Genomic DNA, 15,231 nt, shown 5'->3' with positions numbered 1-15,231 from the left:
TACATACCTGTCAGTCAGTCTTGGGAAACGTTTACGCGCGCGAAGGACGCAGAAGATGTCGAAGCCGTGGCCACTTTACCCTTGTCGGCCTGAAACTCATAACCACGACGGCAGGATTCAATAACAGCCGTCCTGCTTCGCACCGAGCCGACCATCATCACCGCCATCAGCACGAAAAATACAGCGTAACAGGCCCATACATATGGGCCGTGGCCCTCCATAGAGATAAAGGCAGAAAAAGAATCAAATGCCATGGCTCAGCCCCGTCCTTTCAATACGAATTCTTTCACCCACCGGGTGCGTTGCTCCCGGGACAAAATTTCCGTCTGCATACGAACACAGGCGAGCCAGCCGAAAATCAGGTACAGGCCCAGCACTGATAGCAGAAGCGGCACCCACATTTCCGCCGGCATGGACGGCTTTTCTGTGAGCTTGAACGTCGCGGGCTGGTGCAGTGTATTCCACCAGTCTACGGAGTATTTGATAATGGGGATATTCACTACCCCTACCAGCACAAGCACAGCGACCGCACGGGCTGCCGATTTTTCATCATTGATAGCTCGATCCAGTGCAATAACACCGCCATACAGGAAAAGGAGAATCAACATGGAGGTAAGCCGGGCATCCCAGATCCACCAGGTGCCCCAGGTTGGTTTGCCCCAGACTGCTCCGGTAAAGAGCGCCAGAAAGGTCAGCACCAGCCCCACCGGAGCAACCGCCTTGACGAACACATCGGCAAGCTTCATGCGCCAAACCAGAGTTACAAGGGCTGCAGACGCCATCATTATGTAGATCGATTGCGCCATAAATGCGGTCGGCACATGGATGAAAATGATGCGGTAACTATTACCCTGAAGATAATCCTTGGGCGCAAATGCCAGCCCCCAAACCACGCCTGCCATTAACAGCAGTAGGCCGCCAGCCAACAGCCAGGGCATGAACCGGGTGGATATCCCGAAAAACCATTTTGGGGAACCCAGTTTGTGAAAAAATTGCCACATCAGATGGTCACCGTCCTACCGTTTACCTTGTTTTACCCGTTCGACATGCTGATTTTCAGCGCTGCTGCTGCTGCAAACGGCGCCAGTGTCAGCGCCAACATCAGGAAAGCACCCATCAAAGCCAGGTATGCTCCGACAGCCGCACCCTCAGCTGCTGCCGCAACTGTGCCTGTGCCGAATATCAGCACCGGAATGTACAGCGGAATGATCAACAGGGACAAGAGCACACCTGCCGACCGCAACCCCAGCGTTAACGCAGCACCAATAGCGCCAATCAAACTCAGTACCGGCGTACCAATCAGCAGCGTTAGACACAAAACAGCAATAGAGTTCCCGTCGAGATGAACCATAACACCAAGAACGGGCGCTAAAATGACCAAGGGCAAGCCTGTCAGCATCCAGTGCGCCATGGTTTTAGCCAAAACAAGAAGAAACAGCGGCTGGGGCTGAAGCACAAGCTGTTCCAGTGTGCCATCATCAAAATCATGACGAAACAGATGATCCAGTGACAGCAACACAGAAAGCAGGGCTGCCACCCACAGTATACCGGCGCCCGCTTGGCTGAGGAATGACACCTCCGGGCTAACACCAAGAGGAAATAGCGTAACAACCATAATAAAAAATAGTAGAGGGTTAAGCAGATCCTGACGTTGCCGAAATGCCACCTTCATATCCCGGGCAAACACACCTTTCATGGCAGCCAGAGCACTAACACTGCTACTGGCCAGCTGCACTGTGGGGCGGGCTTCAGCGTTCATCGGTCATGCCTCCCTTGCCAAGCAACAGCCTGTGCATACCCGGCAGCGCCAATTCATGGTGAGTAGTCACCAACACGGCACCCCCTTCCGCAGCTCGCTGTTGCAAAAGGCCTTCAATAGCTGCCACACCGTCCGAATCAATGGCGGTAAACACCTCATCAAGAAGCCATAGGGGTTCATCGGCAATTAACAGCCGGGCCAGTGCAACTCGGCGCTGCTGGCCGGCAGACAAATTACGGCAGGGTACGTTTTCATACCCAGCGAGACCAGTGCCTTGCAGGGCCTGGCTTAATGCCGAATCAGACACAGGCCTGCGACCTGCCATTAATGCACGTAAGTTTTCCAGAGGAGTAAGCAAAGGCTTGATACCCGGACGATGCCCGAGATACAGCATGTTGCGGAGAAACTCTTCGCGATGGTTTGCCACCGGCGCCCCACACCACCTTAAATCACCTGTCCAGGCATCATTCAGGCCAGCCAGAATTCTTAGCAGGGTTGTTTTACCAGAGCCATTTGGACCCTCGACACGGGTTACAGTACCGGGCAGTATGGAAAAGGATAACTCACGGAAAAGTATCCGCTTGTCCCGCTCACACTGCAGGTTAACAGCCTGTAGTAGTGGTTCGGGAATCAAGGGTAACGGCTCGGACATCAGGGCCCCGTAATCAGGACGATGCATCATTGCATCGGGTGTATTCACGACAATAGTTGCCAGCGCGGCGTATTATAACGAAAGCGCTAACAGATTACTCTTGTCTGGTATCAAGTCAGCAGCGATGAAACTACCCAGCGGCCAACAGTCCCCAACCCCTCCGGCACCGGCAACACCCAGGCCGACGCAAACCAATGAAGCCTCGCAGCCAGGCCGGGAAACCATAGCGCTGTCTGCCCGACAGCAACTGGATCAGATTCAGCTCGCAAACCGGGAGACCATACTGGCTCGGGTGGCAGAAGTCATTAACCGCCAGGGCAGCGGCAGTGCCGAAGTGATGCTGGAGGTACGAGGCAAGCCGTTACAGGTTAATGCGGCCATTGGTGCAACGGAACTAACGCCAGGGGATTGGGTAAAAGTGATGCGGGCCGGTAACGAGCTGCAATTAATGGGCAAACTGGCAGCAACCCCGGAAGCCGCCATTACCAAGGCTCTGGCGCAACGGATGCTTTGGCAGCAAAGCCTGGACAGCGGTCTGGCAAAACTGATGACTGCCCTGAACCGGGGTTTGGTGCCTGAACTGAAGCCAGGACAACTGCCCACAGCCCGAGGCCTGCAGCCTCTGCCGGAAGCGGCGCGCCTGGCTATTGAAACGCTCCTTGCAAGACTGCCTGCAAGCAACACCCTGGCACCCGGTGCTGGCAATCAGAACAACAGCGTACAGCAAATCCGGCAATGGATAGCCGAGAGTGGGCTGTTTGCAGAATCCCGCCTGACCCAAACACCCTCGCCCGCACTGCCCGATCTCAAGCTTGCCATAGGACGAATGATCACGAGCCTGCTGGCAGAGCAAGGCGGCAATCCCGCAACCTCCTTCAACCGTCTTATGCCCTTGGCAAGCCCGAGCCTGGCTCAGGCGCCGCTGCAATTCCCGCAGGCCGTGGTACCAGCAGCGAGTTCCGAGCCCACATCCGTGGGCCAGACTTTGCGCATGTTAGCGGGCATGCTGAACCGGATTACAGTTAACCAGCTCCACAGCCAAATCCTGACAGCCCGGGGCGGCGGTGACACGCCCGCACCCACCTCTACCCTGCTTATGGACTTACCCTGGGTAACGCCCCAGAACGAGCCCAAGCTGGCACAATTGCGCCTGGAACAGTACAAGGAAGAGTCTTCAGCCAAGGGCCGTAACGAAAAACGCGCTGCCATCAGCGAATGGCGCCTGAATCTTGCCATTGATCTGGAGCTGGCCGGGGCGCTTAACTTTGAAGTTTCCCTGCGGCAGCATGAGGTGAGCGCCCGGGTTTGGGCAGAAAAACAGGAAACGCTAAAGCAGGTGAACGAAGAATTGCCGCTTCTGAGGCGCAGCCTTGTGGAACTGGGGCTGGAAGTGACCGATCTGGAATGCCGTCGTGGCAGCCCTTCGTACCCGACAACCAAGCTGGAACACAGACTGGTGGATACCCGAGCATGAAAGAGAAAAATCAGGGCCAATCAGCCAGCGCCGCCGTTGCACTGAAATACGACGGCGAAAAAGCCCCCACCATCACGGCCACAGGCACTTACGAACTGGCCGATGAAATTATCAGGATAGCCAGAGAGAACAACGTACCCCTTTATGAAAACGCCGAGTTAGCCGGCATTCTCGCGCGCCTGTCTCTGAATGACGAAATCCCCGAGAATCTTTACCGGGTTATTGCAGAAATTCTTGCCTTTGCCTTTCACATACGCGGCCGCACGCCCGAAGATGCCGGCCGGGACAACTCTGAGGCATCAATGGATGAGTGAGCGCAGAGCCCAGACCTGAGCCCAAACCTCACCCTTACGGGGTGCAATAGCTGTCTCGAAGTAGTGCTTGAGGCGCCGGCGGTCGTCCGGATGATCCTTAAGTGCCGAACCGATGATGTGATGCATCAGTTGCTCTACCGTCATGTTTCCGCCGCCGTAATACCAGGCATTCAGGCTTGCCGCGTGAGCAACTGACACCGCTTCAGCGGTTGAAAGTGCTGCGCCCGCCAGGCGATCCGTACTCCTGCCATCCATGGTTTGGCCATTGCGAAGCTCGTGAAACATAGTAACCAGCACCTCAATAACAGCCTGGTCCAGGTCCACGTTGATCCCCGCCCGCTTGTTGGCTTTATTCACCTCCCTCAGAACAATGCCTATTTCATCCGGCAGATTCCTGATTGGCCGGATTTCCTCAAAATCCAGCCTGCGCTTGAGAGCAGCACTCATCTCATTCACGCCAGCATCAACGCTGTTAGAGGTAGCTATCAGGTTAAACCCATCCCGGGCCAGTATCACACCATCGTCTCCGGGAATTTCTGGAATGACAACAATCCGGTCGGACAAAACCGACAACAGCGCATCTTGCAGCGACTGCGGGCAACGGGCGATTTCCTCAAACCGTACCAACCGACCTTCCATCATGGCGCGCATTAGCGGGCTCGGCACCAGCGCCTCGAAACAAGGGCCTTTGGTCGCGAGGATGGCGTCGTTCCAACTATACAGAAGCTGCCCAACCTGAGTGATCGCTCCACCTTGTAAAGCCAGAGTAGAATCCCCTGAAATGGCCGCCGTGAGCAATTCAGAAAGCCAGGACTTGGCCGTACCCGGCTCGCCAACCAGCAAACAGCCCCGGTTAGTGCACAAGGAAATGATGATACGGGTAACCATGGCGCGATCCGCCACAAACTTGCACTCAATGCCCAGGCTTTCATCGCCCAGCACAAACTTCTCAACCGCCCTCGGCGACATACGCCAACCTGGCGGTATGGGCCCAAGATCCATGGCAGCTATGCGCTCCAGCTCGTCGTGAAAAACCACTTCGGCCGGCACCCGTTGCGCGGCTTTCTTCTGCTGATTAGCTGCGCTCATAACGTACTCCTGCGACCGCCACGGACTTCCGGCGCCATACGCTCCTGGGGCAGAATGCGTGGCAGCTCTGACATGGGAATGACACCCTCAATAACATGGTCCAATGCACTGTCGCGCATGGTCACCAGGCCGGAATCCAGCGCCCGCCAACGCAATTCGCCAATGGGTGGCTGGCTGGATATGGCATTGCGGATATCCGAATCCACCTCCATATACTCCACGATGGCCACCCTGCCCCGGGTGCCGCGCCCCCCACACTTGTCGCAGCCGGCACCTTCAAAACAACGAAAATCATCCGGTGCGCCGTTGGGAAAGACTTCCTCAAGAATAACCGGGTCTGGTGTCGCTGGCCGACGGCAATGTTTGCAGATGCGTTTGGCAAGGCGCTGGGCAATGACCGCCAACAATTCACCGGCGATGGAGTTCGGATGAATGCCTAAATCGTACAATCGCTGCAGGGAATCCACCGCATCATTACTGTGCAACGTAGAAAGCACCACGTGGCCAGTTTGGGATGCGCGAATGGCTTCCAGAGCGGTTTCTTTATCGCGGATCTCTCCAACCATGATGATATCGGGATCCTGACGAACAAAAGCCCGCATCGCATCCGCAAAGTTAAATCCGATTTCGCTTCGAACCGGGGTTTGCTGAACATTATCGATGGAGTACTCAATGGGGTCCTCCACCGTAATCACCTTACGTCGTCCATCGTCTGCAAGGGTTTGCAGGCCAGCATAAAGCGTTGTGGACTTGCCTGACCCTGTAGGGCCAACCACCAGAACCAGACCCGCTGGGTTATCCAGCAGGCGCTCATAATGTGAGCCTATCATTGGCGACATGCCCAATTCGGCAATGGTCATGGCGCGGCCGGTCTGGGGTAACAAGCGGATAACCGCATGCTCACCATGCAATGAGGGCTGAGTCTGCACCCGCAAATCGTAGGCCATATCACCCAACTGCAACCGGGAACGTCCGCCCTGGGGGAGCCTGCGTTCAGCAATATTGAGTTCAGCCCGCAATTTGATGACGTTAATGACACCTTTGAGCTCACGGGGTGTAATCTGGTACTGGCCCAAATCTCTCAGGTCGCCGTCTACCCGCAAACGAATCCTTACCCGCTCACCGTACTGTTCAATATGAATATCACTGGCTTTTTCACTGACGGCATCCAGTAGAATCGCCTCGTACACCGACACCAGATAGGGGCTGACATGATCGGTACCGGTTTCCTGACCCAGCGAAGTATCACGCTTGTTACCACTACCCGCACCTGTGGTGGACAACACTGCCTGGTCGGCGGCAAACCGGTTACCTTTAGCCGACAGGTCCAATGCTGACCAAATCCGCCGGAAATCGGTGGGCGTAACCAACCAGCATTCTATGGTGTGATCCGGGCTCATGCGCTCCAATTGATCAGTGCGTGCATCCGGATCATCGGTAACAAACGTCACCTTTTCGTTTGTCTGGGCCACCGGGATAATCCGGGACAAGTCGAGGAAGGTGCGAGAGAAGCGCTGGAACAGTTCATCTTTCAAAGCGGGCAAAAGCGCATCAGCCTCAGCAAAAACCATTCCCCGCTGCTGAGCCAGAGAGCGATAGAGCTCGCGTTCCTCAATATTCAAGGTGCGGCGCAAGACATCCAGAACGCGGCAGTTTTCTGTCGCCGCCTGGGCTTTGGCCTTAGTCAGAATGCACTCATCCACCATACCCAGATCGATAAGAATCTGTTCCGAGTTACGATTAAAGTCTACCCAGCCCAGAGTGCGAACCCGCTCCAGCTTATCGGCGCGCTTCACATACATGGCCATACTTGGCACCGGCCCGGCCTTACCCTCAAGGCAAATGAGATTGCCGCCTTCGCACAGGTATTGCTTCAAAGTGTCGTGCTCGCTCATAAAGGTGGTGCACAACACAAGATTGCAGGGTTGATCGAGATCCAGTTCGCTCTCGGCCGATTGGGCGAGAACATCCACATTATTCATGCCCAGCCGGAAAAACCGGTCTCTCGCAGCTTCTGCAACGCTCGGATTTTTTTCGATATAAATAACACGATGAGCAAGGCGTGACAGCACAGCAGCAAGGTAGCCGGAACCGCCACCCACATGCATAACAGTGTCCGCAGGCATAACCTCGGGCATGATAGACAGGATATGAGCAACGGTTTCATGGCGGGGAATGGAGTGCCCGGTTATAGAGGGGATCAGATCCGAGCCGGTAACAAAATCAGTGCGGGAAACGGCAAGAAGGGCCTCTCGGCCCCTTGAATAGACTTTGTTCATTCAAAAGCGTCCGTAACAGCTTGGTTTCAGGCCGCCTGACGTTTTTTCAGTGCTGATACCAGTTCGGCCTCGGGACGGGATATTCCGCATGTGTTCATAAGATCGTCGATATCGGCACCAAGATCAACCAGCCGTGAAGCCTCATCGTAAGATATTCTCAGAGGGTCGTTCTGGCGCATCTCATCCATGGTTATTCGCAGCTCATGCAATTGCCGTTCACAGGCCACAAGGCGCTGCCCCACACCCATGCTGCCACTGGCAGTAGCATGCAACTCTCTGCCGAGGATATCGCAGCGCTCCTTGAGTGTGGCTTTCAGCTGCCGGTTCTGGCGCCCAAGCATAACGCCCTGAGCAAAAACCAGTGAAATCGCTACAGCAGTCAGCGCCCAGGGAAGATAGGAAGGAATTTCAGTAAACATGATGGACGTCTCCGGTTATTAGCCACTTGAGGCATCCATCATCAGGTCTGGCCGGTAGTGCGCCGGTTTACAGCCCTGCGATCTCTGCCCATTCGTGGTCTGACAGCATTTTGTCGAACTCGACCAATATGATCAGTTCACCACCCTTATTACATACACCCTGGATAAATCTGGCACTTTCATCATTACCCACGTTCGGTGCAGTCTCAATTTCACTGGCTTTCAGGTACACAACCTCGGCCACTGAATCCACCAGAATACCCATCACCTGGTCGGCAGATTCCATCACTACTATTCGGGTGGCGTCTGTCATTTCTGCATCTGCCAATCCGAAACGGCGACGGGTGTCGATGACTGTCACCACGTTGCCCCGCAGGTTGATAATACCGAGCACATAGTCCGGAGCGCCTGGCACCGGCGCAATCTCCGTGTATCTCAGTACTTCCTGAATCTGCATAACATCCAGACCATAGGTCTCGTTATCCAGCCGGAAGGTCACATACTGCAGTACCTGATCGTCTTTGGCCTGTTTTTGCGGTCCGCTCGGGGATGCCATAACCAGTTTCTCCTGTTCGGCTTACCCGGGCGGGCAGCCTGATCGTCAAAAAAACATCATCAGTGCCCAATACTATAGTTAAGGGCACAAACCGTGCCAGTACGGCAAGGTTTCGTTCGGTAACCGGAAGAGTCGTCAACTCATATCAAGGTCGTCAACTCAGATCAAGATGCTGCTCTCGCTCCGCACGCACCAACAAATCCGCCATGGTACGGACATCAACCAGAGCACACATCTGCTCAATTACTGTGCCAGCCAACCAGGGCCGCTTGCTGCGGGCCGTGCGCCAGCGCACATCATCCGGGCTCAGAGTGAATGACTGGGCTACATTATCGCATGCCAAACCCCATTCGCTGTTATCCAGGCGAATAACAAAACGATAATTATCCCGGGCATTCGCAGGCACTCGCCCGGCCATAATCCACTCAGCCGTGTCCACAACCCTGAGATTCTGATGGGCACCCATACGAATGCCCATGTACCAACGGGGGCTACCGGGAATGGGCCGAATACTCTCTTCAATCTGATATATAGCACCCAATAGCACCAAAGGCACCGCGAGTTGCAACCCGGCCACTGTGAAGATCAGGCACTCGAATGGGCGCTCTGACCAATCCGGGCGTGCTACTGGTACTTCTTTCCCTGGCGCACGTTCTGGCGTGGAGGCCACCGCTGGGGCAGTTTCCCGAACCTGCACCGGTTGTGACGCCACCAAGGGTGCCGGTGCCAGAACGGGCGCTGGCTCAGGCGCTATCACCCGCTTTTTGACTGGGGCTTTTACGGCTGGTTTTGGCTCAGCCAGCTCTTCATGCCGCGCAGTGTTCGTAGCTGTGTGCAGCAGTTCGTCCAGATAACTGGCAATCGCGCTGGCTGGATCGGCGAGCTTTGTCAATTTCTCGTCAGCCATGCTGACGCTCCTTCTGCGCGCCTGTCTTGGCCAGCAAATCGTCCAGTAAATGCCGGTACGCCCGAACGCCATGTGTCTGGGCTTCCAGCTTTGAGGGAATTATGCCGGTCTGACTGGCGTCGCGGAATTTTGTATCGACGGGCACAGCAAAGCGCCAAAGGTTGTCCTGGTAGGTTTTACGCAGCAGGTTAAGGCTTTGCATTGAGGCCTGGGTGCGGCGATCGAACATGGTGGGCACAATCGTGTAAGGCAGTTGATTCTTCTGGGAGCGCATGATCATCTGCAGCGTATGCAACATCCTCTCAAGACCTTTGATGGCCAGGTACTCGGTTTGTACAGGAATAATCAGGTGCTGTGCCGCTGCCAGTGCATTGACCATCAGCACGCCGAGAGAAGGCGTGTTATCCAGAAGAACGTAATCATAATCGTCCCACAGCTGGGTAAGCGCCCGGGAAACAACCAGCCCCATACCTTCGGCGCCCACCATTCGGCGCTCCAGGGTCGCCAGCGCGGTACTTGCGGGCAAAAGATCCAACCCGGGGCAACTGGTTTCTGTAATAAGCTGAGCGGGAAGCCCCTCAGGCACCTTGCCCTGATGCTGAAACAGATCGAAAAGACTGTGGGCGATGGTATCCGGATCGTACCCGAACCAACTGGTCAGCGAACCATGAGGGTCAAGGTCAACCATCAGAACGCGCTTGCCACGCTCCGCCAGCAAGCCGCCTAAAGCGACTACCGAGGTGGTTTTACCCACGCCACCCTTCTGATTGGCTATTGCCCAGATTCGCACGTTTTCACTCCAAAACGACTGTGTTGCGATCAACTGAAAACCGAGATGTATCCCGGTTTATCGGCCAGTTTTCATGTAACTTGAATGAGTTGCATGCCGGCAGCCGGTTGCCGCCTGAATGTATTCGGGTGGAGATATACAGAAACCGTGCCAGACAGTAATCGAGTTTAAATACCCTGGCGCATAACGCCCCGGATGCTGGCATCACGGGAAATAAGCAGCACTACCCGTCGATTACGACGACGGCCTTCCTCGGTGTCATTTCGAGCCAAAGGCTGATACTCCCCGTAACCAATCGCAGCCAGTCGTTCAGGCTCGATACCTTCCATGCTTAACATGCGGACAACCGCCGCCGCACGCGCCGCAGATAGTTCCCAGTTCGAAGGGAAACGCGGGGTGCGAATGGGTTGATTATCGGTGAAGCCCTCAACCTTCACTGCGTTGTCCCGGTTCCTGAGAACCCGCGCAACTTTGTCCATCACATCAAATGCATCATAGTGGGGCTCCGCATCACCACTACCGAAAAGCAGGCTATCCGGCAAATTAAGCGAAAGCCACCGATCGTTGGTTTCAAGGGTAACCACCCCACGATCGATCAATTCGTCAAACTCCATAGCCAACTGATCTGCCATGGTGCGCAAAGCCTCTGTGCGGGCCTGTGTATCCTGCTCTGAGTTTCTGGGGGCCTCTGTTACCGCCGGGGGAATTACAGCCTCCGAGGGCTGAACTTCCGGGCGTGGAGGCTGGTCACCAATTTCAATGGGCTGAAAGGAGCGCTGAGGAGCGTTAAAAACGCCTGTAAATGTCTCTGAGAGTACCTTGTACTTGCCCTCATTTACCGATGAGACCGAGTACATCACCACAAAAAAAGCAAACAACAGGGTTATGAAATCCGCATAGGAAATCAGCCAACGTTCCTTGTTGTGCAAGTCATCCTGAGGTTGCCTGCGACGCCGCATAATAGAAACCGGTTTTGCTTACTGCAGAAAGCCCCGCAGCCGCAATTCAATGGATTTGGGGTTCTCACCCTCTGCGATGGCAATAAGACCATCAATCATCATGTCTTCGTATCGTGAACGTTCCTTGACCAGCCCACGCAGTTTATTGGCTACCGGGAAAAACAGCAGGTTGGCCAGCGCCACACCGTAGATGGTTGCCACAAAGGCGGTGGCAATTCCGCTGCCGAGGGATGCTGGGTCTTCAAGGTTGGTCATCACCTGGATCAGCCCCATAACAGCGCCAATAATGCCAATGGTCGGTGAATAGCCTCCCATAGCCTCAAACACTCGAGCGGACTCAAGATTTCGCTGCTCACGGCAATCCAGATCTATTTCCATGATGCTGCGAATTGTTTCGGTTTCTGCACCATCCACCAGTAACTGAAGGCCTTTGCGCGCAAAGGATTCCGGCTCATTCTCCGCCAACCCTTCAAGCCCCAGAAGGCCTTGCTTCCTGGCCTTTACGCTCCAATCGATTACCTTGCCAATCCCGTCTTCAATGCTGATAAATGGAGGAACAAACACCCACCGCGCCTGTGCGGCAGCCCGTTTCAGTACCGGCCAGGAAGTCTGGAGGATGGTCGCAGCCAGGGTTCCGCCAATCACAATGATGGCCGCCGGCCCATTAAACAGTGAGCTCAGTGCTCCGCCTTCAAGCAGGTTGCCGCCAAGAATAGCGGCAAAAGCCAGAACGACACCGAGCAGGCTGAGTATATCCATCAGCAAACGCCCTCAAGCAATCTTGGCCCTATTTCATCCAGTGACAGGATCTCGTCACTCAGGCCAGCTTTGGCAACTGCCATGGGCATACCGTAAATCACCGACGATTTTTCATCCTGGGACCAGATGGGCGAGCCACTTTGTTTCATCATTCGGCACCCTTCTTTGCCGTCTGATCCCATTCCCGTCAGGATGACGCCGAGGGTTTTGCCGGGAAATGCACGGGCAAGAGAACCAAAGGTAACGTCCACACAGGGGCGGTAATTCAGTCGCTCGTCCCCTGGCAGTATGCGCACCCGAGGTTGCCCTCCGCGATTTTCGACCATCATCTGCTTACCGCCAGGGGCAAGCAGTGCCAAGCCAGGGCGAAGGATATCGCCATCTTCTGCTTGCCGGACTTCAATTTTGCACAATTTGTTAAGACGCTCAGCAAAAGCCGGCGTAAAGCTCGCTGGCATGTGCTGCACCAGCACGATCGGTGAGGGAAAACTCGCCGGCAAGGCCGCAAGTACTCGCTGAAGAGCTACTGGCCCGCCGGTTGAGGTGCCAATAGCCACAACGGAAAAGTGCCGTGCCGGGCTTTTCCGTGACGTTCGCTTGGGCGTTTCATCCTGCAGAGGCTGAGCCGCCTGGCGAGCGGGCGCCACAGAGCGACCCGGCGCTGCGGTCCTGGCCGGTGCTATAGGCGTGGGTTGTGGGGCTGTTCTGGGAGAAGGTGAAGTTGGCTGCGCCCGGCTGGCAGGTCGACTGCGAGCAACATCGAGCACGCGATCAATCAGGATTTTTTGCAACTGGCTGCCATCCCGCGCGATTTCCTCGAAGTTTTTGGGCAGGAAATCTACCGCCCCGGCTTCCAGTGCGTCCAGAGTGATTCGGGCGCCTTCGTAGGTGAGCGAGGAAAACATAAGCACCGGTATTGGATGCTTCTTCATGATTTCCCGCACAGCCGAAATACCATCCATAATCGGCATTTCGTAATCCATGGTAATTACATCCGGGCGCAGAGATTCCGCCAGTTCAACACCTTCCCGGCCGTTGGCTGCCACACCTACCACACGGATCTGGCCCGACGATGTGAGAATCTCTGCTAATCGCTTGCGAAAGAAACCTGAGTCGTCAACGACCAGGACAGAAACTGTCATCCGTTTCTCCTACCAAAATGCTTTATTCCATAAAGCTTTGAGCTGCGCGTAAAAAAATCAGCTGTAATGCTGCAGCAAGCTGGGAACATCAATAATCAGCGCGATACGACCATCACCGGTAATTGTTGCTCCTGCCATACCCGGTGTGCCTTGCAATCCTCGTCCGAGAGGTTTGATAACCACCTCTTCCTGACCGACGAGCTGGTCAACAACAAACCCAACCTTACTGGTGCCCATGGCAACGATCACAACATGCCCACTTTCGGGACCTGTTACGGCATTAGACCCTTTCACCAGCCAGCGCTTTATATGGAAAAGCGGGAACACCTTGTCCCGCACAACAATGCACTCACGGCCATCTACTACATTGGTACGTGTCAGATTCAAATGGAATATCTCCACCACATTCACCAGCGGCAGAGCAAAAGACTGATCACCAAGCTTGATCATCAAGGTGGGCATAATCGCCAAAGTCAGGGGCACCTTGATGATGATGCGAGAACCCTTGCCCAAGGCAGAAACAATGCTGAGCTGACCGTTGAGCTGATTTATTTTGGTTTTCACCACATCCATGCCCACACCGCGGCCGGACACATCAGAAATCTGCTCTTTCGTCGAAAACCCGGCGGCAAAAATCAGGTTGAAACACTCTGTATCCGTGAGGCGATCGGCAGCGTCCTGATCGTAAATCCCTTTCTCCACGGCTTTGCGGCGCAGCACTTCCGGGTCCATACCTGCACCATCATCATCGATAGACAGGAGGATATGATCCCCTTCCTGCTCGGCAGAGAGGGTGACGGTGCCCTGCCGGGGCTTGCCAGCCTTTTCACGCACATCTGGCGTTTCGATACCGTGGTCAACAGAATTTCGCACCAGGTGAACAAGGGGATCCGATAGGGCCTCAACAAGGTTTTTGTCGAGATCGGTGTCTTCGCCAATCATCACCAGATTCACTTCTTTCTTCATGCCCCGGGCGAGATCGCGAACAACCCGCGGGAAGCGGCCGAATACTTTCTTGATCGGCTGCATGCGAGTTTGCATGACTGCAGCCTGCAGATCTGTGGTCACTACATCAAGGCTTGATACCGCCTTGTGCATGTGCTCGTCTTCACTGTCGGAGCCAAGTCTCTGGAGCCGGTTTCGCACCAGTACCAACTCGCCCACCATGTTCATGATGTCATCGAGGCGTTTGGTATCGACACGCACAGTGGTTTCTGCCACTGGAGCCGGCTCTCTGGGAGGGGCCGGTTTACTGGCTGGCGCTTTTTCAGGCACAACTTTCGCAGGCTCGGCTTTCGGCTGCGGCGACTTCGCTGGCGCTGGTCCGGAGCCACCGGTGGTTGGGCTGCCACCTTTGCCATGCAGCTCGTCGAGCAGTTTTTCAAATTCGTCGTCAGTGATCAGCTCACCATCACCGCCCTTTTCAGGGCCGGCACCACCTGTCGTCTGGGCATCATCTGCGGGTGGTTTCGCGGCAAACTTGCCTTTGCCATGCAGCTCATCAAGCAGGGCTTCAAACTCATCATCTGTAATTTCGTCAGCTGAGCCGCTGCTGTTGGCTGGGGATTGGTCGGGGGCGGAGCTATCGGAGGCGCCCGTTACGGGAGCATCGCCATGCAACGCATCCAGTAATTGTTCAAACTCTTCATCGGTAATATCGCCACCATCCTGATCGCTTTCAGGGGCAGCAGGAACGTCTACAGACTGGTTGCTCACCGGCTCGCCAGCAACCTGGGGCAGTGCAAGAGCATCCAGTGCCGCAATCAGTTCGTCCGGCGCAGGCGTCAGCTCTTCCCTGTTACGCACTTGCTCGAACATGGCATTCACATGATCCAAAGCTTCCAGCACAACGTCCATCAGCTCGGAATCCACCGCGCGTTTATGGTTGCGCAGTATATCGAACACGTTCTCGGCGGAGTGGCAGCAGTTAACCAAAGCGTCAAGCTGCAAAAAGCCTGCACCACCCTTTACGGTATGGAATCCACGAAATATGGCGTTGAGCAGATCACTGTCGTCTGGATGTTGCTCAAGATCAACAAGCTGTTCCGACAGCTTCTCAAGAATCTCCCCGGCCTCTACCAGGAAGTCTTGCAGGATCTCATCATCGGCATCAAACGCCATGGGCTAACCTC

16 protein-coding genes are annotated in these 15,231 nt (G+C 55.1%); 2 read left to right on the top strand and 14 right to left on the bottom strand.

All coding sequences use genetic code 11. The features are described 5' to 3' along the window. Positions 1-14 precede the first annotated feature (14 nt). The 4 genes from ccmD to ccmA are packed head-to-tail and all read right to left on the bottom strand — an operon-like array spanning position 15 to position 2,411. Positions 15-254 (bottom strand): heme exporter protein CcmD, encoded by a 240-nt coding sequence (ccmD, locus tag RKA07_RS05660; RefSeq protein ID WP_200369213.1) that lies wholly within the window; start codon positions 252-254, stop codon positions 15-17. Between the two features lie 3 nt (positions 255-257). Further along, positions 258-1,001, bottom strand: coding sequence for a heme ABC transporter permease CcmC (gene ccmC, locus RKA07_RS05655; protein WP_200369212.1), 744 nt, complete (start codon positions 999-1,001; stop codon positions 258-260). 32 nt (positions 1,002-1,033) lie between these two features. Continuing rightward, positions 1,034-1,759 carry a heme exporter protein CcmB gene (ccmB, locus tag RKA07_RS05650; RefSeq protein WP_310965823.1) on the bottom strand — a complete coding sequence of 242 codons (726 nt, stop codon included), beginning with the start codon at positions 1,757-1,759 and terminating at the stop codon, positions 1,034-1,036. Further along, positions 1,749-2,411, bottom strand: a complete 663-nt coding sequence (gene ccmA / locus RKA07_RS05645; protein WP_227714567.1) for a cytochrome c biogenesis heme-transporting ATPase CcmA — start codon at positions 2,409-2,411, stop codon at positions 1,749-1,751. Before ccmA ends, ccmB begins: the two co-directional genes overlap by 11 nt. A 124-nt stretch (positions 2,412-2,535) precedes the next feature. On the opposite strand from ccmA, the gene fliK reads away from it, so the two are divergent. Both fliK and RKA07_RS05635 read left to right on the top strand, forming a co-directional pair. After that, positions 2,536-3,885 carry a flagellar hook-length control protein FliK gene (gene fliK / locus RKA07_RS05640; RefSeq protein ID WP_310965822.1) on the top strand — a complete coding sequence of 450 codons (1,350 nt, stop codon included), beginning with the start codon at positions 2,536-2,538 and terminating at the stop codon, positions 3,883-3,885. After that, the gene (locus RKA07_RS05635) at positions 3,882-4,199 is read left to right on the top strand and encodes an EscU/YscU/HrcU family type III secretion system export apparatus switch protein (protein ID WP_310965821.1); all 318 of its coding nucleotides are present in this window, start codon (positions 3,882-3,884) and stop codon (positions 4,197-4,199) included. Before fliK ends, RKA07_RS05635 begins: the two co-directional genes overlap by 4 nt. Here RKA07_RS05635 and RKA07_RS05630 read toward each other — a convergent pair. The 10 genes from RKA07_RS05630 to RKA07_RS05585 all read right to left on the bottom strand — a co-directional run bounded on the left by RKA07_RS05630 (position 4,185) and on the right by RKA07_RS05585 (position 15,220). Then, entirely contained in the window at positions 4,185-5,288 is a 1,104-nt protein-coding gene (locus tag RKA07_RS05630; RefSeq protein ID WP_200201137.1) for an ATP-binding protein, read from the bottom strand. The two genes, RKA07_RS05635 and RKA07_RS05630, sit on opposite strands and share 15 nt — an antisense overlap. After that, positions 5,285-7,567 (bottom strand): ATPase, T2SS/T4P/T4SS family, encoded by a 2,283-nt coding sequence (locus RKA07_RS05625; RefSeq protein WP_200201138.1) that lies wholly within the window; start codon positions 7,565-7,567, stop codon positions 5,285-5,287. The genes RKA07_RS05630 and RKA07_RS05625 overlap by 4 nt, the downstream gene beginning before the upstream one ends. A gap of 26 nt (positions 7,568-7,593) precedes the next feature. Then, the gene (locus RKA07_RS05620; protein ID WP_200201139.1) at positions 7,594-7,986 is read right to left on the bottom strand and encodes a DUF2802 domain-containing protein; all 393 of its coding nucleotides are present in this window, start codon (positions 7,984-7,986) and stop codon (positions 7,594-7,596) included. A gap of 67 nt (positions 7,987-8,053) precedes the next feature. Continuing rightward, entirely contained in the window at positions 8,054-8,542 is a 489-nt protein-coding gene (locus tag RKA07_RS05615) for a chemotaxis protein CheW (RefSeq protein ID WP_200201140.1), read from the bottom strand. A gap of 154 nt (positions 8,543-8,696) precedes the next feature. Further along, the gene (locus RKA07_RS05610; RefSeq protein ID WP_200201141.1) at positions 8,697-9,449 is read right to left on the bottom strand and encodes a chemotaxis protein CheW; all 753 of its coding nucleotides are present in this window, start codon (positions 9,447-9,449) and stop codon (positions 8,697-8,699) included. Beyond that, positions 9,442-10,239, bottom strand: a complete 798-nt coding sequence (locus tag RKA07_RS05605; protein ID WP_310965820.1) for a ParA family protein — start codon at positions 10,237-10,239, stop codon at positions 9,442-9,444. The genes RKA07_RS05610 and RKA07_RS05605 overlap by 8 nt, the downstream gene beginning before the upstream one ends. 167 nt (positions 10,240-10,406) lie before the next feature. After that, complete coding sequence (gene motD, locus RKA07_RS05600; protein WP_200201143.1) at positions 10,407-11,198, bottom strand: flagellar motor protein MotD; 792 nt, start codon at positions 11,196-11,198, stop codon at positions 10,407-10,409. A gap of 18 nt (positions 11,199-11,216) precedes the next feature. Then, entirely contained in the window at positions 11,217-11,957 is a 741-nt protein-coding gene (locus tag RKA07_RS05595) for a flagellar motor protein (RefSeq protein WP_200201144.1), read from the bottom strand. Continuing rightward, positions 11,957-13,099 (bottom strand): protein-glutamate methylesterase/protein-glutamine glutaminase, encoded by a 1,143-nt coding sequence (locus tag RKA07_RS05590; RefSeq protein ID WP_310965819.1) that lies wholly within the window; start codon positions 13,097-13,099, stop codon positions 11,957-11,959. Before RKA07_RS05590 ends, RKA07_RS05595 begins: the two co-directional genes overlap by 1 nt. 57 nt (positions 13,100-13,156) lie before the next feature. Then, a complete protein-coding gene (locus RKA07_RS05585) occupies positions 13,157-15,220 on the bottom strand; it encodes a chemotaxis protein CheA (RefSeq protein WP_310965818.1) in 2,064 nt (687 codons plus the stop codon). Positions 15,221-15,231: the final 11 nt, after the last annotated feature.

Source organism: Marinobacter xiaoshiensis, from assembly GCF_031631795.1.
GTDB lineage: Bacteria > Pseudomonadota > Gammaproteobacteria > Pseudomonadales > Oleiphilaceae > Marinobacter > Marinobacter xiaoshiensis.
Note: the sequence above shows the minus strand (reverse complement) of the source record. Positions and strands in the feature narration are given on the sequence as shown.

Coding starts and splice junctions, on each gene's coding strand:
- ccmD (WP_200369213.1), bottom strand. CDS start 254: ATGGCATTTGATTCTTTTTCTGCCTTTATCTCTATGGAGGGCCACGGC.
- ccmC (WP_200369212.1), bottom strand. CDS start 1,001: ATGTGGCAATTTTTTCACAAACTGGGTTCCCCAAAATGGTTTTTCGGG.
- ccmB (WP_310965823.1), bottom strand. CDS start 1,759: ATGAACGCTGAAGCCCGCCCCACAGTGCAGCTGGCCAGTAGCAGTGTT.
- ccmA (WP_227714567.1), bottom strand. CDS start 2,411: ATGTCCGAGCCGTTACCCTTGATTCCCGAACCACTACTACAGGCTGTT.
- fliK (WP_310965822.1), top strand. CDS start 2,536: ATGAAACTACCCAGCGGCCAACAGTCCCCAACCCCTCCGGCACCGGCA.
- RKA07_RS05635 (WP_310965821.1), top strand. CDS start 3,882: ATGAAAGAGAAAAATCAGGGCCAATCAGCCAGCGCCGCCGTTGCACTG.
- RKA07_RS05630 (WP_200201137.1), bottom strand. CDS start 5,288: ATGAGCGCAGCTAATCAGCAGAAGAAAGCCGCGCAACGGGTGCCGGCC.
- RKA07_RS05625 (WP_200201138.1), bottom strand. CDS start 7,567: ATGAACAAAGTCTATTCAAGGGGCCGAGAGGCCCTTCTTGCCGTTTCC.
- RKA07_RS05620 (WP_200201139.1), bottom strand. CDS start 7,986: ATGTTTACTGAAATTCCTTCCTATCTTCCCTGGGCGCTGACTGCTGTA.
- RKA07_RS05615 (WP_200201140.1), bottom strand. CDS start 8,542: ATGGCATCCCCGAGCGGACCGCAAAAACAGGCCAAAGACGATCAGGTA.
- RKA07_RS05610 (WP_200201141.1), bottom strand. CDS start 9,449: ATGGCTGACGAGAAATTGACAAAGCTCGCCGATCCAGCCAGCGCGATT.
- motD (WP_200201143.1), bottom strand. CDS start 11,198: ATGCGGCGTCGCAGGCAACCTCAGGATGACTTGCACAACAAGGAACGT.
- RKA07_RS05595 (WP_200201144.1), bottom strand. CDS start 11,957: ATGGATATACTCAGCCTGCTCGGTGTCGTTCTGGCTTTTGCCGCTATT.
- RKA07_RS05590 (WP_310965819.1), bottom strand. CDS start 13,099: ATGACAGTTTCTGTCCTGGTCGTTGACGACTCAGGTTTCTTTCGCAAG.
- RKA07_RS05585 (WP_310965818.1), bottom strand. CDS start 15,220: ATGGCGTTTGATGCCGATGATGAGATCCTGCAAGACTTCCTGGTAGAG.